Source organism: Ornithinimicrobium avium (genome assembly GCF_003351765.1).
Lineage (GTDB): Bacteria > Actinomycetota > Actinomycetes > Actinomycetales > Dermatophilaceae > Ornithinicoccus > Ornithinicoccus avius.
This window is the reverse complement of sequence record NZ_CP031229.1, coordinates 315,301-339,058: the sequence shown is the minus strand read 5'-3', so window position 1 is coordinate 339,058 and position 23,758 is coordinate 315,301. Positions and strand designations below refer to the sequence as shown.

The following is a 23,758-nucleotide window of genomic DNA, read 5'->3' as shown; positions in this document are numbered from 1 at the left end:
GGAGTGGTGCTCGTGATCGTCGCGCCCGGACAGGGCTCCCAGTCCCCCGGCTTCCTCGGCCCCTGGCTCGACCTTCCCGGCTTCCGGGACCTGCTCGAGCAGCTCTCGGACGTCGGCGGCCTCGACCTCGTGGCGCACGGCACCACCTCCGACGAGGACACCATCAAGGACACCGCCGTCGCCCAGCCGCTGATCGTCGCGGCGGGGCTGGCGACGCTGCGCACGCTCTTCGCCGACCCCGCGCAGACCGGCCGCGCGGTGAGCGCCGTCGCCGGCCACTCCGTGGGGGAGATCACTGCGGCCGCCGCCGCGGGGGTCCTGGGCCCGGAGGAGGCGATGATCTTCGTGAGCGAGCGCGGGCGCGGCATGGCGCAGGCCGCGGCCGCCGGCCCCACCGGCATGAGCGCCGTCCTGGGCGGAGACGCCGAGGAGGTGCTGGCCACCCTGGCGCGTCACGGCCTGACGCCGGCCAACCTGAACGGCGCCGGGCAGGTCGTCGCGGCGGGCACGCTGCAGCAGCTGGCCGCCTTGCAGGAGGACCCACCGGCCGGGGCCAGGGTCATCCCGCTCAAGGTCGCCGGCGCCTTCCACACCCACCACATGCAGCCCGCCGTCGACCGGCTGGCCGCCCTCGCCGAGGGCCTGTCCCCCACCGACCCCCAGGTGACCCTCCTGTCCAACGCCGACGGTCGCCCCGTCGCCAACGGCCAGCAGGTCCTGGCCCGGCTGGTCGCGCAGGTGTCCAGCCCGGTGCGCTGGGACCTGACCATGCAGACCTTCGCCGAGCTCGGCGCGACAGGCCTCATCGAGCTGGCGCCGGCCGGCACCCTCGTCGGGCTGGCCAAGCGCGGCCTGCGCGGGGTCGAGACGCTGGCCCTGAAGACTCCCGACGACCTCGATGCCGCCCGCCGGATGGTCGGCGAGCACGGCGCCGCCGACCCGACCACGGCCGACGGGCCGAGCCACCACCAGGAGGACCCGCAGTGACCAACAAGACCCTCGCCGCGCCGCAGGAGCTGCGCTACGCGCGCATCCACGGGCTGGCCGGCTACCGGCCCGAGCGCGTGGTCACCAACGACGAGGTCATCGAGTTCATCGACTCCTCCGACGAGTGGATCCAGCAGCGCTCCGGCATCGTCACCCGGCACATCGCGGCACCGGAGGAGTCGGTCATCGACATGGCCGAAGCCGCGTCCAGGGACGCCATCACCAAGTCGGGAGTGGCGCCCGAGCAGATCGGCGCGGTGATCATGGCGACGGTCACCCACCCCTACCAGACCCCGGCCGCCGCACCGGAGCTGGCCTTCCGCCTGGGCATCCCCGACCCGGCCGCGCTCGACATCTCGGCAGCGTGCGCCGGGTACTGCTACGGGATCTCGATGGCCAACGACATGGTGCGCGCCGGCACGGTCGACTACGTGCTGGTGATCGGCGTGGAGAAACTGTCCGACTTCACCGACAAGTACGACCGCGGCACCGCCTTCATCTTCGGCGACGGCGCAGGGGCGGCCGTCGTGGGCATCTCGGACTTCCAGGGCATCGGCCCCACCCTCTGGGGCAGCCTGGGTGACAAGCGCGACCTGATCACCCAGCGTGAACCGTGGACCGGTCTGCGCGGCGGGATGGAGGAGTCCGGGCGGCAGGACGCCCTCGACTGGCCTGCCTTCGTCATGCAGGGCCAGTCGGTCTTCCGTTGGGCCGTCTACGACATGGTCCCGGTCGCGGTGAAGGCCGTGGAGGCCGCCGGGATCACCCCCCACGACCTGGACGCGTTCGTGCCGCACCAGGCCAACATGCGCATCACCGACGCCATGGTCAAGGCGCTCAAGCTGCCCGAGCACGTCCCGGTCGCCCGGGACATCGCCGAGACCGGCAACACCTCCGCCGCGTCCGTCCCCCTGGCCATGGCCCGGATGCTCGACGAGGGCGAGGCACCGCACGGGGGCCTCGCGCTGCAGATCGCGTTCGGCGCCGGGCTGGTCTACGCCGCGCAGGTCGTCGTCATGCCCTGAGCACCCACCGGTTCCCGAGGCCCGGCGGGCACACATCCGGGTCAGCCCCAACCGCAACCACAAGGAGTAGCGAACCATGGCTCTGAGCGAGCAGGAGATCCTCTCGGGTCTCGCCGAGATCGTCAACGAGGAGACGGGCCTGGAGCCCGAGGAGGTCCAGATGGAGAAGTCCTTCACCGAGGACCTGGACATCGACTCCCTGTCGATGATGACGATCGTGGTCAACGCCGAGGACAAGTTCGGCGTCCGCATCCCCGACGACGAGGTCAAGAACCTCACCCACGTCAAGGACGCGGTCACCTACATCGCGAACAACCAGGGCTGACCCGTCCGGCGGGCGGTCGCGGTCCCACCGCCTCCGCCCGCCGGCCCCAGCCCGGGCCGGCAGAGCGCCATGTCGGCCGACCGGCCGGTCCACCACCCGGCCGCGACCCGCGTGCCGGCGTGCACCGCATACTCTTGAGCGCCGACCGGCGGAGCCGTCGGCCGGCGCCCATCACCCCGAGGCGGCCCACCGCCGCCGCCCGTCCCTCCTGGAGGCCGAGCAGATGTCCGTCAGCCCGACCCACAAGCCTCGCCGCGTCGTCGTGACCGGGCTCGGGGCCACCACTCCCGTCGGGGGCACCGCCCCGCAGACCTGGGAATCGCTCCTGGCCGGCCGCTCCGGCGTGCGCCCGCTCACCCAGGACTGGGTCGCCGAGCACGAGCTGCCGGTGACCTTCGCCGGGTCCCTCCACACCTCCCCCGCCGACGTGCTCGCCAGGGTCGAGGTGCGCCGCAACGACCCCTCCGGTCAGTACGCGCTCGTGGCCGCGCGCGAGGCGTGGGCCGACGCCGGGAGCCCCGAGGTCGAGCCCGAGCGCCTCGGCGTGGCCATCGGCTCCGGCATCGGCGGGGTGTGGACGCTGCTGACCCAGTGGGAGGTCCTCAAGGAGAAGGGACCGCGGCGGGTCTTTCCCCTCACCGTGCCGATGCTGATGCCGAACGGACCCGCCGCCGCGGTCTCCCTCGACCTGTCCGCCCGTGCGGGCGCCCACTGCCCCGTCAGCGCCTGCGCCTCCGGCGCCGAGGGTATGGGGCTCGCGCTCGACATGATCCGCGACGGCAAGGCCGACGTGATGGTGGCCGGCGGCACGGAGGCGGCGATCCACCCGCTGCCGATCGCCGCCTTCGCCTCGATGACGGCGCTGTCGACCCGCAACGAGGAGCCGGAGCGGGCTTCCCGCCCCTACGACGTCGACCGAGACGGCTTCGTCATCGCCGAGGGCGCCGGGCTCATGGTGCTCGAGGCCGAGGAGCACGCCCGGGCCCGCGGGGCCCGGATCTACGCCGAGATCGTCGGCTCGGGCACGTCCAGCGACGCCTACCACATCACCGCGGGACACCCCGAGGGCGAGGGCGCCGCGCGGGCGATGACCGAGGCCCTCACCGACGGCGGCCTGACGGTGGAGGACATCGTGCACATCAACGCGCATGCCACCTCGACCCCGGTCGGCGACCTGGCCGAGACGCGTGCCATCCACCGCGCCTTCGGGACGCGCACGGACCAGATCGCGGTCACCGCCACCAAGTCGATGACCGGGCACCTGCTCGGTGCCGCGGGTGCTCTCGAGGCCGTGCTCACCGTCCTGGCCCTGCACGACCGCCAGGTGCCGCCGACGATCAACCTCGAGAACATGGACCCCGAGATCGACCTCGACGTCGTGACCGGCGCGCCGCGCGCCCTCGGCGACGGCGACCTCGCCGCGCTCAACAACTCCTTCGGCTTCGGCGGGGTCAACGTGGCGCTGGCGTTCCGGAGCTGGAGCTGACCGCGGGCCACGCCCCCCGCGACCCGGACGCCGCACGCGGGTAGGCTCGCGGACGCTATGCACATCCTGCGCGTCGCCAACTTCGTGAGCCCGACGTCGGGTGGCATCAAGACGGCGCTGCAGGCGTGGGGCGAGCACTACCGCGCCCTGGGCCACCGGGTCTCGCTCATCATTCCGGGGCCCGGACCGGAGATCAGCGAGGAGTCCCAGGGCACCGTCTTCCGCGTGCCCGCGATGCCGATCCCCGGCACCGGCTACTCCCTGATCTGGGACCGGCGCGGGCTGTCCCGGCTGATGGACGCGATCGACCCCGACGCGCTGGAGGTCTCCGACCGGTCCACCACCCGCTGGATGGGCCGGTGGGCGCGGCGCCGCGGCATCGGCTCGGTGATGATCAGCCACGAGCACATGACGGGGATCATGGTGCGCCGCACGCCGGTGCCCGACACCCCCGCGGTGTGGACGGCCGACCTGATCAACCGTCGCAGCGCGCACGACTACGACGCGATCGTCTGCCCGAGCCGCTTCGCCGCCGAGGAGTTCCACCGCAACGGCATCGACGCGCACGTCGTCCCCCTGGGGGTGGACCTCGAGACCTTCGTGCCGACCCGCGACCCCAGGGCCTACGTGCCGCCGGCACCGGGTGAGATGGTCCGGCTCGTGCACTGCGGCCGCCTCTCCCCCGAGAAGCGTCCGGCGCTGTCGATCGAGACGGTCCGCGAGCTGGTCCGGCGCGGCATGGACGTGGAGATGACGGTGTTCGGGCACGGCCCGCTGCGCGACCGGCTGCTGGAGCGCTCACGCAACCTGCCGGTCGTCTTCCACTCCTACATCAGCGACCGCCGCGAGCTGGCCGTCAAGATGGGTACCGCCGACGTGGCGGTCGCACCCGGCCCGCTGGAGACCTTCGGGCTGGCCGCTCTCGAGGTCATGGCCTGCGGCGTGCCGGCGGTGTGCACCGACGAGGGCGCCCTGCAGGAGGTCGTGGGCGAGGGCGGCCACGTGGCGCACTCCACCCCCGCCGCCTTCGCCGACGGCGTGGAGGCGCTGCTGGCACGTCCGGGCTCCCACGTGCGGGCCCGCCAGCAGGCGGAGCGGTTCAACTGGCGGGCGTCCGCCGAGCGGATGCTGGCGGTCCACGAGCAGGTGCGTGTCGGCGTGCAGGGGGGCGGGCGGCGCTGAGCCGCCTCCTCCCGCCAGGCCCGGGGTCGTCCCGACCCCTCAGCCGACCTTGTGCAGCCAGGTGACGGGCGCGCCCTCGCCGGCGTGCCGGTAGGGCTCCAGCTCGGCGTCCCAGGCCGCGCCGAGCACCAGGTCCAGCTCGGCCATGATGGTGGCCGCGCTGCCGCCGGCGGACTCGACCACGGTCCGCAGCCGGTCCTCGTTGACGACCACGTCGCCGTTGGCCGACAGCCTGGCCTGGTGGATGCCGAGCGCAGGCGTGTGCGTCCAGCGCATACCGTCGCTGCCGCGGCTGGCTTCCTCGACGACCTCGTACCGCAGGCCGTCCCAGCCGCGCATGGCGCTGGCGATGTGGGCGCCGGTACCGGACTCCCCCGTCCAGGAGAACTCGGTGCGCATGGCGCCGGGCGCGACCGGCTGCGCGACCCAGTCCAGGGCAACCCGGGTGTCGAGGACACCTTCGAGCGCCCAGGCGATGTGCGGGCACAGCGCAGTAGGGGTGGAGTGCACGAACACCACCCCGCGGGTCATGACTCGTGGCATGACGACGGACATCCTGGGCCTCCTGTGTGGTGAGGGACGTCTTCCCCAACGACCTCGACCACGGGCGGCTGCCCCGTCCACTGTGCGGTTGTGGGTCACATCATGCTCCTTCGTCACTCCAGTATCAAGTGCATCGGTGAAAGTCAGACGAGCGACGGCGTCGCGGCGAGTCAGGGCGCGACCCCGAATCACCTCGCCACACAGGCGACTCTCAGGAATCTCGCCTCATGCGCCACGTCCGTTACTTCAGTCACAACACGCGGGGAAACTTGGTGCTTCCGTGATCTTTTCGTAACATTTGATCCGGCGCCTTGTCCCGAACTTCGCGCCTGAGCATGTCCCCTGTACGACGACAGGTTCTCCCGTGCACCTGTCGGCCCCCACACATCGGGCTGTGGTCCCCCCCACGGTCCCGGAGGTCCTATGAAGTCCACCGTCCCCGCCCGCGCCTCGAACCGCGGGAAGCACCGCTCTGCCAGCGCCACCCCGCGCAGCGGCGCCGCAGCCCTGATGATCGGCGGCCTCGTCGCCGGCACCGTGGCCACCGCCGGTGCCGCCACCCTGGGCGGCGAGCCGGCCGACCCGGCGAGCGCCCTGAGCGCCAAGCTCACCGAGCCGACGACCACGACCACCCAGGACGCGAGCGCCGACGCCTCGCGCGCCGCGCAGCTCCTCTCGCTGCGCAGCGGCTCGCTGGACCAGCTGCGCGAGCAGTCCGCCGCCGACCGCAGCCAGGCCCGCTCCGCCCCCGAGGACACCGACGCCGCACTGACCCTGCTGGGTCAGGAGCGCGCCACCTTCACCGGCACGACCATCGAGGTGCAGGAAGCAGTCCTCGAGGAGCCCGCCTCGACCCCGGCCGTCGACCAGGAGCAGGCCGCGCAGCAGACGACCCAGCAGCAGGCTCCCCAGCAGCAGACGACCCAGCGGCAGGCTCCCCAGCAGCAGACGAGCCAGCGGCAGGCTCCCCAGCAGCAGACGACCCAGCAGCAGACGACCCAGGAGCAGACGACCCAGCGGCCCAGCCAGCCCGCCGCCCAGCCACAGCCTGCGGCGCCCGCCCCGGTCGGCGGGTCCGTGCTCGGCGTGGCCGCCGCCTACGTCGGCTACCCCTACCAGCTCTACGGCACCCCGCCGTCCTCCTTCGACTGCTCGGCCTACACCTGGTGGGTGTTCCAGCAGGCCGGAATCAACATCCCGCGCACGGTCTCGGGGCAGAAGGCCGCCGTGACCCCCGTGTCCAACCCGCAGCCGGGGGACCTGGTCTTCTACGGCGACTACTACCACGTCGGCATCTACGCCGGGAACGGCATGACCTACGAGGCCCTCAACCCCAGCACGGGCGTGCGCTACGGCCCGATCATCTCCAGCAACGTCTGGTACGGCCGGATCGGCTGAGCGCCCTCCGCACCGCACGCGAGACCCCCGCGACCCCACCGGTCGCGGGGGTCTCGCGCTGCCCAGGACGGACCCGCGCGCCCCGTGCTAACGTCAGTCATGCGCGTCGCCGACCTCCTGAAGAAGAAGGGCAGCTCCGTCGTGACCCTGCCGTCCGCCGCGACCGTCGCGCAGCTCATCGAGACTCTCGACGACAACAAGATCGGTGCCGTCGTCGTCGTCGACGACGCCCAGGTCGTCGGGATCGTCTCCGAGCGCGACGTCGTCCACCACCTGCGTGGCGGGCACGACCAGACATCCACGCTGTCCCAGCTCATGACCACCGACGTCCAGTCGGTCACCGCCACGGACGACCTCGTCCAGCTGGCCACCACCATGACCGAGCGACGGCTGCGGCACCTGCCGGTCATCGAGGACGGGGCCCTCACCGGCATCGTCTCGATCGGCGACGTCGTCAAGGCCCGGCTCGACGCCCTCGAGGCCGAGCGGGACATGCTCGAGGACTACCTGAGGTCCTGAGCCGTCCTCGACAGCGGTTAGGATCGGTCGCTGCGGGCCAGTAGCTCAGCCGGTCAGAGCAGCGGACTCATAATCCGTCGGTCGCGGGTTCAAGCCCCGCCTGGCCCACCCGAGGGCTCTTCCGAGCGTGACCGCACCCGCCTACCCAAAGGTCACAATCCAGTGACAACCCCGGCGCGCTCCTGACGCGGCACGGAGGGTGCAGTTAGTGTGCCCCTCATGACGCAGACCCCTGCGCCCGACGGGCGCGCCCCCGGCAAGCCTCTCGTGGTGCTGGACAAGGTCAACAAGCACTTCGGCGATCTCCACGTCCTGCAGGACATCGACCTGACCGTGCACGAGGGCGAGGTCGTCGTCGTCATCGGCCCCTCCGGGTCGGGCAAGTCGACGCTGTGCCGGACCATCAACCGGCTCGAGGGCTTCGAGTCGGGAAGCATCACCATCGACGGTCAGGAGCTGCCCCAGGAAGGCAAGGCCCTGGCCACCCTGCGCGCCGACGTGGGCATGGTCTTCCAGTCCTTCAACCTGTTCAGCCACAAGACCATCCTGGAGAACGTCACGCTGGGACCGGTCAAGGTGCGCGGGGCGAAGGCGCCGGCGGCCAGGAAGCGCGCGATGGAGCTGCTCGAGCGGGTCGGGGTCGCCCACCAGGCCGAGAAGTATCCCGCCCAGCTCTCCGGCGGTCAGCAGCAGCGGGTGGCCATCGCCCGCTCCCTGGCGATGGAACCGCGAGTCATGCTCTTCGACGAGCCGACCTCCGCCCTCGACCCCGAGATGATCAACGAGGTCCTCGACGTCATGACGCAGCTGGCGCACAGCGGCATGACCATGATCGTGGTGACCCACGAGATGGGCTTCGCCCGCAAGGCCGGGGACCGCGTCGTCTTCATGGCCGACGGCGCGATCGTGGAGGAGAACACCCCCGAGGAGTTCTTCACCCACGCGCAGTCTGCCCGCGCCAAGGACTTCCTCGGCAAGATCCTCACCCACTGAGATGAAGGAGAACCACTCGATGAGCACCACCAAGACCCTGCGGCTGGCCGCGATGGCGAGCATCGCCGCGCTGGCCCTCACCGCCTGCGGATCGGACGACGGCGATGCCGGCGACAGCAGCGACGCCGGCGGCGACAGCGGCGGCATCACCATCGGCATCAAGTTCGACCAGCCCGGGCTCGGGCTCAAGGACGGCGACACCTACAAGGGCATGGACGTCGACGTCGCCAAGGCCGTCGCGGAGAAGCTGGGCTTCTCCGAGGACCAGATCACCTGGCAGGAGTCGCCCTCTCCGCAGCGCGAGCAGCTGCTCAAGACCGGACAGGTCGACATGGTCGTGGCGACCTACTCGATCACCGACAAGCGCAAGGAGGAGGTCTCCTTCGCGGGTCCCTACTTCGTGGCCGGCCAGAGCCTGCTGGTCACCTCGGACAGCGACATCACCGGCCTCAACGACACCCTGGACGGCAAGCTGGTGTGCTCGGTCACCGGCTCGACCTCGGCGCAGAAGATCAAGGACGAGGTCCCCGGCGTCGAGCTCCAGGAGTACGAGACCTACTCCCAGTGCGCCGACCTGGTCGCCAACGGCACCCTGGACGTCCTGACCACCGACGACGTCATCCTGGCCGGCTACGCCAACCAGGACGCCTACCAGGGCAAGCTCAAGCTCGTCGGCGACACGTTCTCGCAGGAGAACTACGGGATCGGCCTGCCGATGGGCTCGGACAAGTGCGAGGACATCAACGGCTACATCAAGGACATGTGGGACGACGGCACGATGGAGAAGATCATCTCCGACAACCTGGGCGACTTCGCCTACAACAAGGAGCTGAACCCGCCGGAGGCCGGCGGCAACTGCACCTGAGCCGACCGGACCACCCACCCTGCTCGCTGACACCGGCGGGTATGACGTGAGGTCACGTCATACCCGCCGGGGTCCCGTCCGCCCGGGAGACCCATGCAGACCATCCTCCAGGACTTCGGACTCCTGGCCGCCTTCTGGATGACGATCAAGCTGACCGCCTGGTCAGCGATCTTCTCGCTGGTCATCGGCACCGTCGTCGCGATCATGCGGCTCTCCCCGGTGGGCGTCCTGCGCAACGTGGGCACGGCCTACGTCACGCTCCTGCGCAACACCCCGCTGACGCTGATCATCCTGTTCTGCAGCATCGGCGTCTACGGCCAGCTCGGCATCGTCCTCGCCTCCCGTGACGCACCGGGGGGATTCATCGACACCAACAACTTCCGGCTGGCCATCCTCGGCCTGTCGGTCTACCACGCGGCCTTCGTCTGCGAGGCGATCCGCTCCGGCGTCAACACGATCCCGCTGGGCCAGGCCGAGGCGGCTCGCTCGATCGGCCTCACCTTCGGTCAGAGCCTGCGCCAGATCGTCCTGCCGCAGGCGTTCCGCGGAGCGATCACCCCGCTCGGCAACACCCTGATCGCGCTGACCAAGAACACCACGATCGCCGCCGCGATCGGGGTGGCGGAAACGGCGCTGGTGATGAAGAACGTCGCCGAGTTCGACCCCGGCCTGCTGTGGACGGCCTTCGGGCTGATCGCGCTCGGATTCGTGCTGCTGACCGTCCCGATGGGGCTGTTGACGTCCTACTTCGCCCAGAGGCTGGCGGTGAAGCGATGAGCGCCGACACCAGCGTCCTCTTCGACGTCCCGGGCCCGCGGGCCCGCACCCGGCACCGGATCCTCGCCGTCGTCGGCGGCCTGATCGTGCTGGCCGTCCTGGCCTGGGTGCTGCTGCGGATGGACGAGAAGGGCCAGCTCTCGCCCGACAAGTGGATGGGGGTGCTCAGGTGGGACGCGTGGCGCTACTACCTCCTCCCCGGGCTGCGCTCCACCCTGATCGCGGCCTTCCTGGCCATCGTCATCTCGATGGGTCTCGCCCTCCTGCTGGCGATGACACGCATGTCGGAGAACTTCCCGCTGCGCTGGGCCGCCACCATCTTCGTGGAGTTCTTCCGCGGCGTCCCGGTCCTGATCATGATGCTCTTCGCCTTCTACTTCCTGGTGATGATGGGCTGGCTGCCCAGCAGCGTCAACCCGCTGGTCGGCACCGTGACCGGGCTGGTGTGCTACAACTCCTCGGTGCTGGCCGAGGTCATCCGCAACGGCGTGGCCTCGCTCCCGTCGGGCCAGCGCGAGGCCGGTCTGTCGATCGGGTTGTCCCCCTCCCAGACCCGCCGGATGATCCTCATCCCCCAGTCGCTCACCGCGATGATGCCCACCCTGGTCAGCCAGGTCATCGTCATCACGAAGGACTCGGCGCTGGGCTACATGATCCTCTACCCCGAGCTGGTCACCTCCGCGCGCCAGCTCGGCTCGGGGGCGGGCGCTCCCTTCCAGGCCTATGTCATCGCCGCGGTCGTCTTCATCGCGGTCAACTACGGCATCGACCGGCTGGCCCGGTGGGTGGAGTCCAAGCAGCGCCGACGGGGCCGCTCTTCGGGCAAGGTCGCCAACCCCCAGGACGTGCCGATGGTGGGCGCCGCGGTGCGAGGCACCGCGAACACGCCCGGCCACGGCTGATCCCGTCGGCGGAGCCTGGCACGCCACGCGGCCGGCCTGGACACACAGCCTGGCACCGAGGCGGCGGCTTCCGCGTTGAAGGTCGAGGTCGATGGTGAGGTCTTCGAGGTGCGGGCGGAGGGATGGGCAAGCGACGACCGGCCGCCTACGATGCGCTCCGTGATCCATCCCTACCGCCTGGGCAGCCTCATCGGCGTCGTCGGCGCCACGGTCTTCGTCCTCCTCAACCATGGAGCACTCCCGGGAGCCTGGCCGACGGCCGCTCTGGTCGTCTATACCGCCGCCGTGCTTTTCTACCTCTGGGCGGTGTGGTTGCGCCCCGCCTCGACGCTCCCGGCCGGGGAGTCGCCGCAGCGCGGGGCGGGTCTGGTCTACCTGGTCTCGGTCACGGGGATGCTCCTGTTCTTCTTCCTCGGCCGTCTGGCGCTTGCCCAGGCAGACCATGAGGACCTCATGCCGTCCCTGGTGGCCCTGGGTGTCGGCGTGCACTTCGTGCCGTTCGCCGCGGCCTTCCGGGCCCCCGTCTTTGGCGCCCTGGGGTGGCTGCTGGCCGGGATCGGGACGATCGGTCTCGTGGTCGGCTGGCTGGGGGCCGGGGTCGTTGCTGCGGCTGCAGCAGCCGTCACCGCCGGTGTCGTGATGCTGACAGTGATGGGTGCTGGGGCGCTCATGGCTCCTCGAGGCGGCTGAACGAGGTCTGGTGCCGAGATCCACCTTGGCCCGGAGAGCCGCGAGTGAATATCCGGAACAACCACGGCACGGCCACGCCGTACCAGGTTCTGGCACCGATCGACGAGACGGAGGAAGCCCCAGAGCCCCACGCTCCCCGACGTCACCCACTACTCCTGCCGCGTCAGCTGGCCCACGAGGGCCAGGACTTCGTCGCCACCCGCCTCGAGCTGGTGGACGCATCATTTGAAGACATGCACCGCAACGGTGAGCCGATCCCATACCCACTGTCCTCGCGCACCTACTCGGGCAGGTTCAATCTCCGCGTCGACGGTCTTCTTCGCTTCATTCGCCGGGGGAATGTCAGGCGTCGTAGAGTTCCGAAGGTGAAGGTGGAGCATCGGAATTGGTTCGGCCGGGTGAATCAGCGGCGCGCGCTGGAGGATCTGCGGACCCGAGCGCCCAATTTTCGCGAAGAGGAGCTGGCCCAGGCTAGCTGGCACCATGACCTGCACCGCAGTCGGCTGCCCGACGAGCGTCCTGGTGACCCGGAGCCAGGTGGGTCATGGGAGCTGGCACGACAACTGATCGATATGTATGAGGCACCCGACCCTTCCATCATCAGGGGGGTGTTTGTCGCGGACGGGCCGCTTGAGGACCGGGACATGCTGCTCGAGGGACGCTTTCACGGCGTGCACTTTTTCATGGGGGTACGCGTGACCCGCATCATGGACGAGTACCGAGGTGACGGGACCCGGGTGTGGGGCTGGGCCTATGACACGTTGGAGGGGCACCTGGAGCAGGGCCGCATGACGTACGAGGTGGTGAAGGACCGGAGCACGGGCCGGGTGGATTTCGTGACTCGCGGGGTTTCCCGGCCTGCACCCACCGTTGGACCGGTGGTGAAGTTCGGCTGGTCCCTGTTCGGCAGGCGCACGCAACTGAGGTTCTACCAGCGCTGCGGTGACCGCGTGCAAGACCTCGTCACCGAGTGCCTCGAGCGCGGAGGCTCGCTTCCGCAAGCCGTTGTGATCGAAGGCTTGGTACATGCCCCTTCTGATGCTGATGCCCGGGCCTGGGACCGGCTCGCCGTGCACCGCGAGCACCCCGGCTGAGCGCATCGGTCAACCCAGGAGCGACATCAACGCGACGGGGTCCTCCACGGTGACCGTCATTCCCGGATGCAGCAGGCGGCCAGTCGGTTCGATAGCTGATACCGGCTCACGGAAGGTGAGACAGAGTGCATCATCGGCATTGGTGGCAAACGTGATCCCTCGATCCGCCAGCGACAGGTGCGCGGGGCCGGCTGTGCGCAGCCAGGAGAACCCGCCGGTTCGCTGCACGCTTTCGATGTTTGAGCGCGCCGTCCGCAACCGCCACGGGCCGAAGCGGACGATGAGCTCCTCCGGTGTGACGGTCACCATCGACGTGCTCGGAGTGACTCCAAAGAGCGCGGCAGCAGAGCGGTAGGCCTCCGCGAACCGGAACGGGAAGACGTGGACCGGACCAACGAGGCTGTCGGCCAGTCTCTTCGGCCCGTCGGCCGCCTGCTCGGTGCGTAGGAACTCCTCGGGCACTTCCCGCGTGCACACCTCTACGCCGTCTCGCGGCCGGCCGCCAGCCTCCTTCGCCGCGGACAGGCAGAAACGAACCCACATGTTCAGCTGGATCTCCTTGGCCAGCCGCAGATAGCTGTACAACAGCTGTACCGAGGGGGTGGCGCTGCGGGCCCAGGTCTCTACCGTGAAGACGAGGTCCTCACCCTCTGGCTCCGCGCTGAAACGCACCTGACCAGCCTCGAGATGTCCTTGTAACGTGGCCAACCTCAGGGACTGCGGTCCGACCTCGACGACTCGCACCGGCCCGTCCCACGGCCCGGGCATCTTCAGCACCATCTCCGCGCCCACGACCAGATCACCCACCTCATCCCGCTCGACACCCACGACCTCGCGCGGCACGAACCGGAAGAAGCCGCCGACGATCTTCGCCATCAGCTCCTCGGCCGAGTTCTGCGGCTCCATGATGGCGACGGTGAAGGTCCGGTGGAATAGCGGTCCCACGCCTGCACCCGCGAGCTGACTGTTCTCATCGAGCAACTCCCGCGGCAGCGTCGGCGGTAGGTCCTCGTTGCAGTCACCCACCTCGAGACGACGGTGCAGCGGCGTGGTCATCCACAGGTAGCGCCAGGAGACCAAGCCGGTCCCCACCATCCAGCGCGCGAGCATCGACATCATCCAGGAACTCCTCGGTCCGTCGGCAAGGCGGCTCAGCGCCCTTGGCGTTACTGTTCGTAGTGCTCGATTACCCCACGCAGCAATACTGACACGGGAGGCCGGATGCTGGAGCAGACACCGCACTGGATGAGCAGACGCAGCACCTACCTACGGGCATCGTCGCTCGGATCGGTCGCGCTGTGCATCGGGCTGTGGGTGCGCGGCAAGACCGTCGACCAGTCCGAACGCGGCAACGCCGAGCGTCGAGCGCTCTTCGTCGGCCTGTGGCCACCCACCTTGTGGCTCATCGGTGACGCCCTGGAACGGCACGAGCGCCGACATCTGCGCTGATGCGACAGAGGAACCCCGGCCGGCGGTCAAGACCCTCACGGTGGGAACACCCCGCTGGAGAGGTACCGGTCGCCGCGGTCGCAGACCACGAAGACGATCGTCGCCCCCTCGACATCCTCGGCCACCTGCAGGGCGGTCCAGCAAGCGCCGCCCGCGGAGACACCGCCGAAGATGCCCTCCTCGCGGGCCAGCCGGCGGGCGGTCTCCTCGGCGTCGGTCTGGGTGACTTCTACGGTGCGGTCCACCGCCGACGGATCGAAGATCTTCGGCACGTACTCCGGTGGCCAGGCGCGGATCCCGGGGATCTTCGCGCCCTCCGCGGGCTGGACCCCGACGATCCGGACAGCGGGGTTGCGCGACTTCAGGAACCGCGAGACCCCGGTGATCGTGCCGGTGGTGCCCATCGCGGACACGAAGTGCGTGATCCGTCCGTCGGTCTGACGCCAGAGCTCCGGGCCGGTGCCCTTCTCATGGGCACGGGGGTTGTCGGGGTTGCCGAACTGGTCCAGGACCCGGCCTCTACCCTCCCGCTCCATCCGTGTGACGACGTCGCGGGCCTCTTCCATACCGCCCTCGGAGGAGGTGAGAACCAGGTCGGCCCCGTACGCCTTCATGGTCTGGATCCGCTCGGTGGAGGCGTTCTCAGGCATCACGATGACCAGCGGGTAGCCGCTGATCGCCGCCGCCATCGCCAGGCCGATCCCGGTGTTGCCGGACGTGGCTTCCAGCAGGGTGTCACCGGGGGAGATCTCCCCTCGCTCCTCGGCGCCCCGGATCATGCTGATCGCCGGCCGGTCCTTCACCGAGCCGGCCGGGTTGTTCCCCTCCAGCTTGGCGAGCAGCACGTTGCCGCGCCGTTCGTTCTCCGCTCCCGGAAGTCGCTGCAGACGCACCAGCGGGGTGTCGCCGATGAGGTCCTCCATCGTGAGGTACGGCCCAGGGTTGCCCAGCCGCCGCAGTCCACGGCGGCGGTCGCCGAGGAATCGCGGCCGAAGCCCCGTGACGTTCATGTCCGGACCCTAGCGGCTCGGCAGGCTCGGTGCCTGGAACTGCCGCTGGGGCCGTGAGCCACGGCTAGTGCCAATTGGCCAGGTGGCGAGTTGCCACCTCCAGGTCGGCCGTGCCGCTGGCGACCGCGATGACCAGGTCGTACGCGTCGTCGTCGGGTGCTGCAAGATCGATGCCGTTGAGGCCGTAGAACACGACTACGGCGAGCCATCCCAGCCGCTTGTTGCCATCGACGAGCGGATGGTTGACGACGATGGACTCCAGGAGCGCGCCGGCCTTGGCGTCGATGTCCGGATAGGCGTCACGTCCGAAGACGCTGGCGCTGGGGCGGTGGGCAGCGGAGTCCAGCACCCCAAGATCCTGGATCGGCCCCACGCCCAGGTCCGCGGCCAGGGCGATCAGGTCTTCGGTGGTCAGGTACTCCAAGCGTCAGCGTCCGAGACGCTCGAGCAGATCGGCGTACCGCTCTCGCCCGCGTGCGGACAGCTCGCGAACACGGTCCTCGTGTCCGCGCCGCGCGGCCGCTTCCCGGATCGCCCGCACCGTGGCCTCCTGCTTGCTCACACCCTCGGCCTCGGCCAGGGCCGCCAAGGCTCGCTCGTCCTCCGGAGACAGCCGCAGAGTCATCGCCATCCGGTTATGGTATCACTCTGGTATCTGACGCTGTGCCCAGAAGATCCGAGAGGGTCATCGCTGCTCCTCGGTCGAGAGGCAACCTGCTGCGAACGATGCGTCATTGCTGCGCTCACATGGGAAAAGGCCCCTGAACTTGCGTTTCCGCAGTTCAAAGGCCTTCTCACGACGCTCCCCCGGTTGGACTCGAACCAACATGCAGGATTGTTGGACTCGCGTAGACACAACCGGACATACGTGCCTCTGACCTGCAGAAACAGCCGCATCGCTGCGGCTCCAACTGTCCGCCGAAGGCCCATCAGAGGACACTTCTTGCCGTACGATCCGATGCATGAACGATGCAAGATCGCTCCGCCGGCGCTTCGGGCAGGGGACGCGGATGCGATCGGGACGCTGGCAGGCGCGCTTCACGGTCCCGCTCGGGCACCCCTCCGGACGCGGCGGCCAGACCGTCACGGCACCCCACACCTTTGAACCGACCACGTACGGCAAGGAGGCCGCCGGGGATTGGCTGCGCGACGAGGAGCGGCGCCTCAACGCCGACGGGGCAGCGTGGGTCACCCTCGCCGAGCTCGCCGAGGCCGAGCGAGCACGGGCCGAGCGCGAGGCCGTCGTCACGTTCGGCGACTACTCCGCTGTCTGGCTCCGCACGCGCCGAACCAAGAACGGTCCCCTGCAGGAGTCAACTCGTCGCGGCTACCGGATCTGGCTGGACAAGTACCTCCTACCAACCCTCGGGCACCTCCCCCTCGACCAGATCACCCCGACGGTCGTGCTCCGCTGGTACGAGGACGTTCTCCCCCACGACAAGCCGAAGACGACGCGCGAGTGCTACGCCCTCGGCTCGGCCATCATGCGGACGGCGACGGCCGCAGACGGCGTGCTTGCGGGAGCTGTGAACCCATTCAAGATCGACGGTGCCGGTTCCATCGGCGGGCGCTCCCGCGCCCGGACCGAAGTGATCGACGACCAGGACCTGCGGCTGATCATGTCGACCATCCGGCCAGAGTGGCGGGCGATGGTCGCGCTCGCCCTCGGTTGCGGGCTGCGGTTCGGAGAGATCATCGCGCTCCGCCAGTCCGATATCGACCTTCGGACGACACCGCCCGTCGTGCGGGTCAACCGCGCCGTCGGCACCGGTCCAGGTGGTCGCCGCTACGAGAAGGGCCCCAAGAGCAAGGCGGGAGCACGCGACCAGCGCATGCCCGTCGCCGTCGTCGACGCTGTCACCGAACACCTGCGATCGTGCGGCACGGGCCGGGATGGGCTTCTCTTCCCTGCCCCCGATGGCGGTTGGCTGTCCGAGACGACGTTCCGGAAGGCTTCAGGCGGCTGGCTCGCTGTCCGCGAGGCGGTGGGTCGCCCCATCAGGTTTCACGACCTGCGTGCGACCGGCGCCACGCGGATGGCCCAGCGCGGGGCGCACATCGACGAGGCCAAGGTGTTCCTCGGGGACAGCTCGACCCAAGCGGCCGAGCGCTACGTGCGAGCCACACAGAGCCGGATGGACGAGCTCACCGCGGCTGCGTTCGCAGCCGTCGACTTCGGGACCGCGGGCACACGATGACGGGGACGGACCGGTACGAGCTGCGCACGCTTGGGTATCGGCCGGTCAACTGGCCCCCGGCTTAGGTCCTGGTGGCCCTAGCGGCCAGCCCTGAGGGCTCGACGTCGCTCCGTACCACCTGGCCGCCATACTTCTCCAGGGACGTAGCCAAATTTTCCAGGGACGTCACCGGACTTTTCCGGAGATGTGGCCGACTTCCCCAGAGACGTGGCCCTGACCTGCGGCGATGCTGACAGGGGCGCTCAGGCGACGGCTGCCTGACAGAGGACCAGAGACGCGCCCCCGCCCAGGGAGAGACGCTGCTAGGGACGTTGGGGGGGACGCACCATGACCTGCGCAAACGCCCGCATCAGAGCCACGCGGGCATGCCCGGCAACCCACGGGGACGACGCCGTCAGGGGCGCGGGCGTGAGCGCAGGGGGGACGCTTCCGGAGACGTAACCGGGAGCGCACTCACGTCATCGTCTGGGCCACATCGACGCGGTGTGGAAGGAGACGACGATGAGCGTAGCGATCTGTCTTGGGGTGGACACCCACGAGCGACCGCCCATGCGGTGGGCGCGGGACCACCGGCATGACTGGGGCCGGACCGAACCGGGGCTGTTGGTCGTCTCGGACCTGCTCGACCTGCCGCGCCGGCTGGGGCAGACGGCACCGGAAGGGAGGAATGCGGTGCTGGCGGCACTCGCCCGCACGGCCGAGCACGACGTGGGAGCGGTCTCGGTGATCACGTGGCTCCTGGTCCCGGGAGCGGTGAACCTGGCTAGGCAGCTGGCCGACCTCTCCCCCGACATCGACGCTCTGGTCGCCGGACAGCTGTGGTTGACAGTTCGGTCCTACCGCGGCGACCCGCCGCGACGCGTTGCAGCCACGCTGCTGGCCCGGACCCGGCGCGAGGTGATGGCCGACGTCGGTGTCGGTGACGCGGCGCCGCGTCGCGACCGCGTGTGGGCATCAGCGGTCCCGATGGGGACGGTCCCGGAGGCGCCCGACCTCGACACCGGGCCGGACCCCGAGTGCGAGCTGGCTGAGCTTCTCGAGGACGCTGCCGCCACGGGCGCTCTGACCCGCGAGGACCGAGCCCTGCTCCTGGACGTGGCCAGGGAGGCGGCCCGGCTCAACGTACCCGCGCGACGGGGCCGGGGTGGCCTGATGACCCCGTCGGTGGCCGAGCTCGTCGCCGAGGACTACGAAGCGTCGGCGCGGACGGTCCGTCGCCGGACGGCCAGGGCCGTCGCCGGCCTCGAGTCGTTCCACCGGTCGACCCCCGTGACCCACCTCCGGCGTCAGCCGAGACCACGTCTGGGCGGCAAATCTCTATGAGACGTGCGGCGCTAAGCGCTGGTCCGCCGCCGGCTGTAGACGGATCCGTCTACACCGGGCTACGCTGCTCTCATGGGTGAGACGACGACGATCCGTATCAGTCGGGACACGCACGCAATGGTGACCCGGCTCGCGGCCGAGCGCCACGAGACGATCGACGAGACCGTGAGCAACGCGATCCGGGCGCTTCGCCAGGACGCCATGGGGCGCGATCTGGCGGCTGACCTCACGGCCGACGAGAGTGCGTGGCTGGATGCTGACGCCGGGTGATGTCGTCGAGCTCGATCTCGGGATGCCCTCGGGCAGCGAGGCGGGACTTCGGCGGCCGGCCATCGTGGTGACAGCCCGTCGGGTCTTGCGGGGGGAACCGAACGTCGTCCAGGTCGTCCCCCTGACCCGGACGCTCCGTCACAGCAGCACCGAGGTGGTCATCGATCCCGACGAGGCCAACCGGCTGGTGGCACCCTCGTCGGCGCAGTGCCAGCATGTGCGCTCCGTCGCCACGACGCGCATCCACGAGCGCACGGGAAACGTCGGCCCGGTCGTCCTCGGTGAGGTCCGCGAGACGCTTGCGCTACTCATGGATCTGTAACTCAATGTGCGCAATGGCCTCCGATCGGTCAGTCAGGAGCCCCTGACATCCGGGGGCTCAGCGGCTGGGACCGTGCAGGGCGGGACCGGAGGGGGCAGGACTGCGATCCTCTGGCCGCATCCGCACGCGTTTCGGCTCGGCTCCGCGGGACGCCGGTGTGGCCTGTTGCTGGGGGTCGATCATGCGGAACCACAGTGCCGAGGTCGCCTCGTCGTCCGGTAGCGGGCCCTGGGCGGTCGCCTGCTCCAGCCGGTCGGGTACGTCGACGCCGGCACGGTGCAGACGGTCCAGCCGCTGGGCCAGCTGCGGGGTGAACCAGTCCCGGTGTCCGACGTGGTCGACGATCAGATGCTCCCAGTGCCGGAGCGCGTCGGGCAGCTGACCGGTGACCCGGCACAGGAGGCCGCGTGCGTACCGGCCGGCCGCTCCCCCTGCATCCGGCGGTCCCACAGGTCGCGAGTCAGCGTGGTCGACGCCTCGGGCGGCCCGCCACACGGCGAGGTCGGCGAGGAGTTCAGGGCTGAGGTGGTGCGCGAGGGGCGCGGCCCACGGTTGCCCGGGGGTGGTTCCCTGACGCACCTGGGTCGCCAGCGCCCGCACGCGTTCCCCGCGCGCGGTCAGGTAGCCGGCCCAGACGGGGTCGGTGGCCAGCCGCTTGGGGATGGCGTGCAGCCACGGGAGTGGACCGAGCGCCGGTGCACGGTCCAGACGCGAGAGCAGGACGGCGGCAGGGTCGTCGGCGTCGCCGAGCCCCCGGTAGGTGGATGCTTCCGTAAGCGACCGGAGGGCGTCGCGGCCGTCGGCCTGGGTGAGCATCAGGTGCGCACGCAGGCTGGGCCACGCCGGTGCGTGGGGCAGGCCCGGGACCAGCGCGTCGGCAGCAGAGTCGAGGTCATGGCCCCAGCCGGGGCCCAAGAGCCTCTCGGCGCCTGCCAGGAGGCTGTCCTCGTACCTGGTTGTCGAGTCGTGGAGCAACGCCACCGGGTCGGCTGCTCGTGCCCTCTCGGTGGTCGCCAAGACCGCGGCGCCGTCACGTACGAGCACGCCCTGCAGGACCTCGGTCGCGGTGGCCGGGCTGGTCGTGGCGATCAGTGGCAGGGTGTGCCCATCTGTGTCGATGGCCGACACGATGTGCACGTGGTTCTCGTGCCGACCCCGGGTGAGCATGGTGTAGAGCAGCTGCCGGGACTCCTGCCCGGTGATGATGCCGTGGATGGTGTCGGCGGTGAGCCCCTGAGCCGAGTGCACGGTCGCGGCATACCCGAGCTCGACGTGCTCGGCGACGTAGCCCGCCGGCAACCTGGCCCGCAGCCCGGAGCTGAGGTGACGGACGCGCAGGGCTCGTCCTTCGACGGCGGTGACGGTCCACCGGTCACCGTTCTTGACCCAGTCGGTGCGCCCGACGCCCAGCCGTCGGTCGTTGCGCCGGGTGATGACGATGTCCCCGGCGGACGCGTGCGTGCCGTCGGCGAGGAGCACCTGGCGGCCGGGGGTGCTGTTTCCCAGGCGCGCGGCCCGGGCGCGGATGTTGAGGCTGGTGACGAGCTCGCGGGTGGGTGCGAGCATGAGGCAATCCCGCCCGCTCGCGCAGTCGCTGGACCAGGCGGTGAAGACGGCCTCGACGGTGGTGGCCGGGTCCCCGACGTGCACCCGGTCCCGGTCGAGGTAAAACCCGAGCGCGGAGGCGTCGCCGGCCCGCAACGCCAGGGACGCCTGCGCCTCGGCGGGGTCGGCGAACCGGACCACCTCGTCCAGGCGTACAGCGCCGTGGGCGGTGGCGATGTCGCGGAGCACTCCGCCGGCACCGACGGCGGCCAGCTGCTGGTCGTCGCCGATGAGCCGGACCGAGGCACCCCGGCCCAGCGCGTGCGTGATCACGCGGTCAAGGGTGAGCGTGTCCGCCATGCCCGCCTCGTCGACCACCACGAGGGTGTCGCGGTCGATCGCCTCCTCCAGCCAGGACCGGCGCCCGTGCTCGAGGTCGTGGTCGAGCTTGGCCAGCGTCTCGGACGGTATGCCCGTCGCCTCGGCGAGCACGCTCGCTGCGGCCGCCGAGGGCGCGAGCCCGATCACCGGACCGACGTGGCCTCGCCATGCGTCGGCGAGGACCCGCACGGCGGTGGTCTTCCCGGAGCCTGCCGGGGCCAGGACGAGCTGCACCCGGCGACCGCTGCAGGCCAGCGCCAGGACCAGGTCTGCCTGCCCGCGGTTGAGGTCCCTGCCCAGCACTGACGCCTCGAGCATCGCGAGCTGAGCGTCCTCAGGGGCAAGCGCGGCACCATCGGCGCGGGCGGCGGCCGAGGTGATCCGCTCTTCGGCCTCCAGGACCCGCAGGCTGGTGTAGTGGTCGCTGCCGGTGTGCCGGTAGACGCTGGTGCCGTCGCTTCGTCGCAAGCCGTCCTGCTCGCCGATGGGATCCAGGTCCGGGGTGAGGTTGACCGAGCGCGCCACCGTCGCCGCGTCGACGACCCGCCCCACGACGCCGGCGACCATGCTCGGGTGCAGGTCCAGGCCACGGACCTGACGTTGGGCCTCGGCGTGCAGGTGCCAGACCTGCCAGGTGGCCCGCCGCGCCTCGACCTCGGCGACCACCCTCTGCGCCGCCTCGCCGACCCACTCGTCGGTGACCTCCTGCGTCGGGCGCCCTGCCTGGCCCTGCACGGTCGTCACCATCTGCTCGATCCCCTCCGCCCCGAGGACCCCGGCCGCCTTCGCCCACCACGTCTCGCGCTGCGCCGTCAGGGATCGCGGCTCGTGCTTGGCCGCCCGGGTCTCCAGGTTGGCCCGCTGAGCCAGGGCGATCTGCTCCACCGGTGTCGGCGGCCGCCCGTGCGCCTCCAGGAACTCCCGGGACAGCACCTCCTGCCGGGCGGTGATGTCACCCCGGCGCCGGGACCACAGCTCGCACAGCGCGCGGTCGACCCCCTCGACCTCACGGACCGGCCGCCTGTCGCCGGTCCCGCCCGGCCGCTCGACGAAACGGACCCCCAGGGCAGCACGCAGGTGAGCCTCGACGGCAGTGTTGTAGGCCTCCGACGCGGCGACGACATGCTGGTGCAGCACCCGCCCGTAGATCGAGAGCCACTTGCCCTCGAGCGTCTGCACCTTGTTGGCGACTGCGACGTGGGTATGCAGGTCGGGGTCGCCGTCCCGGGAGTCCCGGTGGGTGAAGGCCGCCGCGATCAGGCCCCTTGTCTCGACCTGGCGTGCCCCGTCCTTGCCCTCCCGCGTGTACAGAACCTGGCGCTCGAGGAAGGCCAACGCGTCCTGCACCGCGGCGTCGTGCGCCTCCGCGACCGTCCTGGAGATCTCTGGCGGGGCGATGGCCCACAGTGTCGACACCGACTTCACCGGGCTGAACGTCAGGTCATACCCGGCCACGGCGGTCCGCTGCGGCGGCGAGTACCGAGCCACCGCCGAGGCCAGCTCCCGGGCATCACGCGGCTCCCTCCCCTGCTCGCGGACGAAGTACTCCCGTGCCACCTCGCTGCGCGCTGCGGCGACCTGCGCCAGTCGCTTCGCAGGCTCGGTCGAGCCGTCAGCACCTACGTCCAGCCGGCGGGCGACCTCCGCGTTGAACCCTCCTGCGTCGCTGTCGTAGACCCGGTAGGGCGCACCCAGCGCCACACCCGTCAACGGGTGGCGGCCGGCGCCGAACAGGTTCGCCATCTGCTCCGAGGTGACGCGGTCGCCGGACTCGAGCCCGTCGATCCCGACCAGGCCGGACCCGGTCCAGCGACCGGGCGACTCACCCTTCGCCGCGTAGTAGTCCTCCAGCCCTCGGCGACCGATCCCGGTGTCGTCCCCCGCGGCGACCTGGCGGGTGAGGTACTCATACCCCGACCCCGCCGACAGCTTGTGCAGCGTCATCGTCACGCACCCCAAGGCCGCAGCCAGCTGGCGAGTGGCCACGGAGCGGGCCAGGATGAAAGAGGTGCGGGTTCAGCACAGCGGAGAATCGGTAGGGACGTCGGTCGACTTGCAGGTCGCATCTCGTGCGCGGGCCAGGACGGCAAGCTAGGCGGTCGGTAGCGGACGGGGCCAGGCATGCATACATGGCAGAGTCGCCGGTCTGGGTGGCGTGGTCGTGTCGCCAGGGCGAAGGTGACGGGTCACAGTGGCCAACTTGAAGGGCGTTCGACGGGAGCGAGTAGCGCGTCGTCGCGACCTTGCGGCGCCAGCGGGCCGAACGCCGCCCCGTCACGTCTGGCATGCCACGGGCATCATGCCTGACGGTGGGCCGCAGGGCGGCGCTGGCCGACGGAGTGCGTGACTCGCTCTATCCAGAGGTGCGTGACATCACGACTCCGCCGAGTAGAGCGCATTCCGAATGGGGTTCGGGGTGGGATTTCGTAGGGGTGGGTGGGCACGCCTTCGGCGCGGACTCGCTCGGGGACGTT

24 protein-coding genes and 1 tRNA gene are annotated in these 23,758 nt (G+C 70.4%); 19 read left to right on the top strand and 6 right to left on the bottom strand.

Annotation, left to right across the window (positions count from 1 at the left end; translation table 11 throughout):
* Positions 1-6 precede the first annotated feature (6 nt).
* The 5 genes from DV701_RS01585 (at position 7) to DV701_RS01565 (ending at position 5,005) form a co-directional block, all read left to right on the top strand.
* On the top strand, positions 7-987 hold the full coding sequence (locus DV701_RS01585) for an ACP S-malonyltransferase (protein WP_114926796.1): 981 nt from the start codon (positions 7-9) through the stop codon (positions 985-987).
* Positions 984-2,012 (top strand): beta-ketoacyl-ACP synthase III, encoded by a 1,029-nt coding sequence (locus DV701_RS01580; protein WP_114926795.1) that lies wholly within the window; start codon positions 984-986, stop codon positions 2,010-2,012. Before DV701_RS01585 ends, DV701_RS01580 begins: the two co-directional genes overlap by 4 nt.
* A gap of 76 nt (positions 2,013-2,088) precedes the next feature.
* Entirely contained in the window at positions 2,089-2,337 is a 249-nt protein-coding gene (locus DV701_RS01575) for an acyl carrier protein (RefSeq protein WP_114926794.1), read from the top strand.
* Positions 2,338-2,560: 223 nt separating this feature from the next.
* Complete coding sequence (gene fabF / locus DV701_RS01570; protein ID WP_114926793.1) at positions 2,561-3,823, top strand: beta-ketoacyl-ACP synthase II; 1,263 nt, start codon at positions 2,561-2,563, stop codon at positions 3,821-3,823.
* A gap of 57 nt (positions 3,824-3,880) precedes the next feature.
* Positions 3,881-5,005 (top strand): glycosyltransferase, encoded by a 1,125-nt coding sequence (locus DV701_RS01565; protein ID WP_114926792.1) that lies wholly within the window; start codon positions 3,881-3,883, stop codon positions 5,003-5,005.
* 39 nt (positions 5,006-5,044) lie between these two features.
* On the opposite strand, the gene DV701_RS01560 is transcribed toward DV701_RS01565, so the two are convergent.
* Positions 5,045-5,560: a DUF3145 domain-containing protein gene (locus tag DV701_RS01560; protein ID WP_228255157.1), complete on the bottom strand. Its 516-nt coding sequence runs from the start codon at positions 5,558-5,560 to the stop codon at positions 5,045-5,047.
* A 411-nt stretch (positions 5,561-5,971) separates the two neighbouring features.
* Between DV701_RS01560 and DV701_RS18390 the strand changes: the two genes are divergently transcribed.
* The 9 genes from DV701_RS18390 to DV701_RS01515 all read left to right on the top strand — a co-directional run bounded on the left by DV701_RS18390 (position 5,972) and on the right by DV701_RS01515 (position 12,786).
* Positions 5,972-6,946 (top strand): C40 family peptidase, encoded by a 975-nt coding sequence (locus DV701_RS18390; RefSeq protein ID WP_228255156.1) that lies wholly within the window; start codon positions 5,972-5,974, stop codon positions 6,944-6,946.
* A gap of 99 nt (positions 6,947-7,045) precedes the next feature.
* A complete protein-coding gene (locus DV701_RS01550; protein WP_114926791.1) occupies positions 7,046-7,465 on the top strand; it encodes a CBS domain-containing protein in 420 nt (139 codons plus the stop codon).
* A 34-nt stretch (positions 7,466-7,499) separates the two neighbouring features.
* Positions 7,500-7,573 (top strand) — tRNA-Ile (locus DV701_RS01545).
* Between the two features lie 111 nt (positions 7,574-7,684).
* The gene (locus DV701_RS01540) at positions 7,685-8,458 is read left to right on the top strand and encodes an amino acid ABC transporter ATP-binding protein (protein ID WP_114926790.1); all 774 of its coding nucleotides are present in this window, start codon (positions 7,685-7,687) and stop codon (positions 8,456-8,458) included.
* Between the two features lie 19 nt (positions 8,459-8,477).
* Positions 8,478-9,323, top strand: a complete 846-nt coding sequence (locus DV701_RS01535) for a glutamate ABC transporter substrate-binding protein (RefSeq protein ID WP_114930551.1) — start codon at positions 8,478-8,480, stop codon at positions 9,321-9,323.
* 93 nt (positions 9,324-9,416) lie between these two features.
* Complete coding sequence (locus DV701_RS01530) at positions 9,417-10,100, top strand: amino acid ABC transporter permease (protein WP_114926789.1); 684 nt, start codon at positions 9,417-9,419, stop codon at positions 10,098-10,100.
* The gene (locus tag DV701_RS01525; RefSeq protein WP_114926788.1) at positions 10,097-11,002 is read left to right on the top strand and encodes an amino acid ABC transporter permease; all 906 of its coding nucleotides are present in this window, start codon (positions 10,097-10,099) and stop codon (positions 11,000-11,002) included. Before DV701_RS01530 ends, DV701_RS01525 begins: the two co-directional genes overlap by 4 nt.
* Before the next feature lie 159 nt (positions 11,003-11,161).
* Positions 11,162-11,692, top strand: a complete 531-nt coding sequence (locus DV701_RS01520) for a hypothetical protein (RefSeq protein ID WP_162802750.1) — start codon at positions 11,162-11,164, stop codon at positions 11,690-11,692.
* A 44-nt stretch (positions 11,693-11,736) separates the two neighbouring features.
* Complete coding sequence (locus DV701_RS01515) at positions 11,737-12,786, top strand: DUF1990 family protein (RefSeq protein WP_202863598.1); 1,050 nt, start codon at positions 11,737-11,739, stop codon at positions 12,784-12,786.
* A gap of 9 nt (positions 12,787-12,795) precedes the next feature.
* Here the strand turns inward: DV701_RS01515 and DV701_RS18385 are convergent, their stop codons facing one another.
* Positions 12,796-13,905 carry a DUF1990 family protein gene (locus tag DV701_RS18385; protein WP_202863597.1) on the bottom strand — a complete coding sequence of 370 codons (1,110 nt, stop codon included), beginning with the start codon at positions 13,903-13,905 and terminating at the stop codon, positions 12,796-12,798.
* A gap of 126 nt (positions 13,906-14,031) precedes the next feature.
* Between DV701_RS18385 and DV701_RS01500 the strand changes: the two genes are divergently transcribed.
* Positions 14,032-14,235 (top strand): hypothetical protein, encoded by a 204-nt coding sequence (locus tag DV701_RS01500; protein WP_202863596.1) that lies wholly within the window; start codon positions 14,032-14,034, stop codon positions 14,233-14,235.
* A gap of 35 nt (positions 14,236-14,270) precedes the next feature.
* On the opposite strand, the gene cysM is transcribed toward DV701_RS01500, so the two are convergent.
* From cysM to DV701_RS01485, 3 genes are all read right to left on the bottom strand, one after another.
* Positions 14,271-15,245, bottom strand: coding sequence for a cysteine synthase CysM (cysM, locus tag DV701_RS01495; RefSeq protein ID WP_228255155.1), 975 nt, complete (start codon positions 15,243-15,245; stop codon positions 14,271-14,273).
* A 64-nt stretch (positions 15,246-15,309) separates the two neighbouring features.
* Positions 15,310-15,669 carry a type II toxin-antitoxin system death-on-curing family toxin gene (locus DV701_RS01490; RefSeq protein ID WP_114926785.1) on the bottom strand — a complete coding sequence of 120 codons (360 nt, stop codon included), beginning with the start codon at positions 15,667-15,669 and terminating at the stop codon, positions 15,310-15,312.
* A gap of 3 nt (positions 15,670-15,672) precedes the next feature.
* On the bottom strand, positions 15,673-15,876 hold the full coding sequence (locus DV701_RS01485; RefSeq protein ID WP_114926784.1) for a toxin-antitoxin system HicB family antitoxin: 204 nt from the start codon (positions 15,874-15,876) through the stop codon (positions 15,673-15,675).
* Between the two features lie 331 nt (positions 15,877-16,207).
* Here DV701_RS01485 and DV701_RS01480 point away from each other — a divergent pair, with 331 nt between their 5' ends.
* The 4 genes from DV701_RS01480 (at position 16,208) to DV701_RS01465 (ending at position 19,358) form a co-directional block, all read left to right on the top strand.
* On the top strand, positions 16,208-17,443 hold the full coding sequence (locus tag DV701_RS01480) for a tyrosine-type recombinase/integrase (RefSeq protein ID WP_114926783.1): 1,236 nt from the start codon (positions 16,208-16,210) through the stop codon (positions 17,441-17,443).
* 501 nt (positions 17,444-17,944) lie between these two features.
* Positions 17,945-18,766 (top strand): hypothetical protein, encoded by an 822-nt coding sequence (locus DV701_RS01475; RefSeq protein WP_114926782.1) that lies wholly within the window; start codon positions 17,945-17,947, stop codon positions 18,764-18,766.
* 72 nt (positions 18,767-18,838) lie between these two features.
* Entirely contained in the window at positions 18,839-19,036 is a 198-nt protein-coding gene (locus tag DV701_RS01470) for a hypothetical protein (RefSeq protein ID WP_114906012.1), read from the top strand.
* On the top strand, positions 19,020-19,358 hold the full coding sequence (locus tag DV701_RS01465; protein ID WP_114926781.1) for a type II toxin-antitoxin system PemK/MazF family toxin: 339 nt from the start codon (positions 19,020-19,022) through the stop codon (positions 19,356-19,358). The genes DV701_RS01470 and DV701_RS01465 overlap by 17 nt, the downstream gene beginning before the upstream one ends.
* A 57-nt stretch (positions 19,359-19,415) precedes the next feature.
* Here DV701_RS01465 and mobF read toward each other — a convergent pair whose 3' ends face one another.
* Positions 19,416-23,270 carry a MobF family relaxase gene (gene mobF, locus DV701_RS01460; RefSeq protein WP_162802749.1) on the bottom strand — a complete coding sequence of 1,285 codons (3,855 nt, stop codon included), beginning with the start codon at positions 23,268-23,270 and terminating at the stop codon, positions 19,416-19,418.
* Positions 23,271-23,758 lie beyond the last annotated feature (488 nt).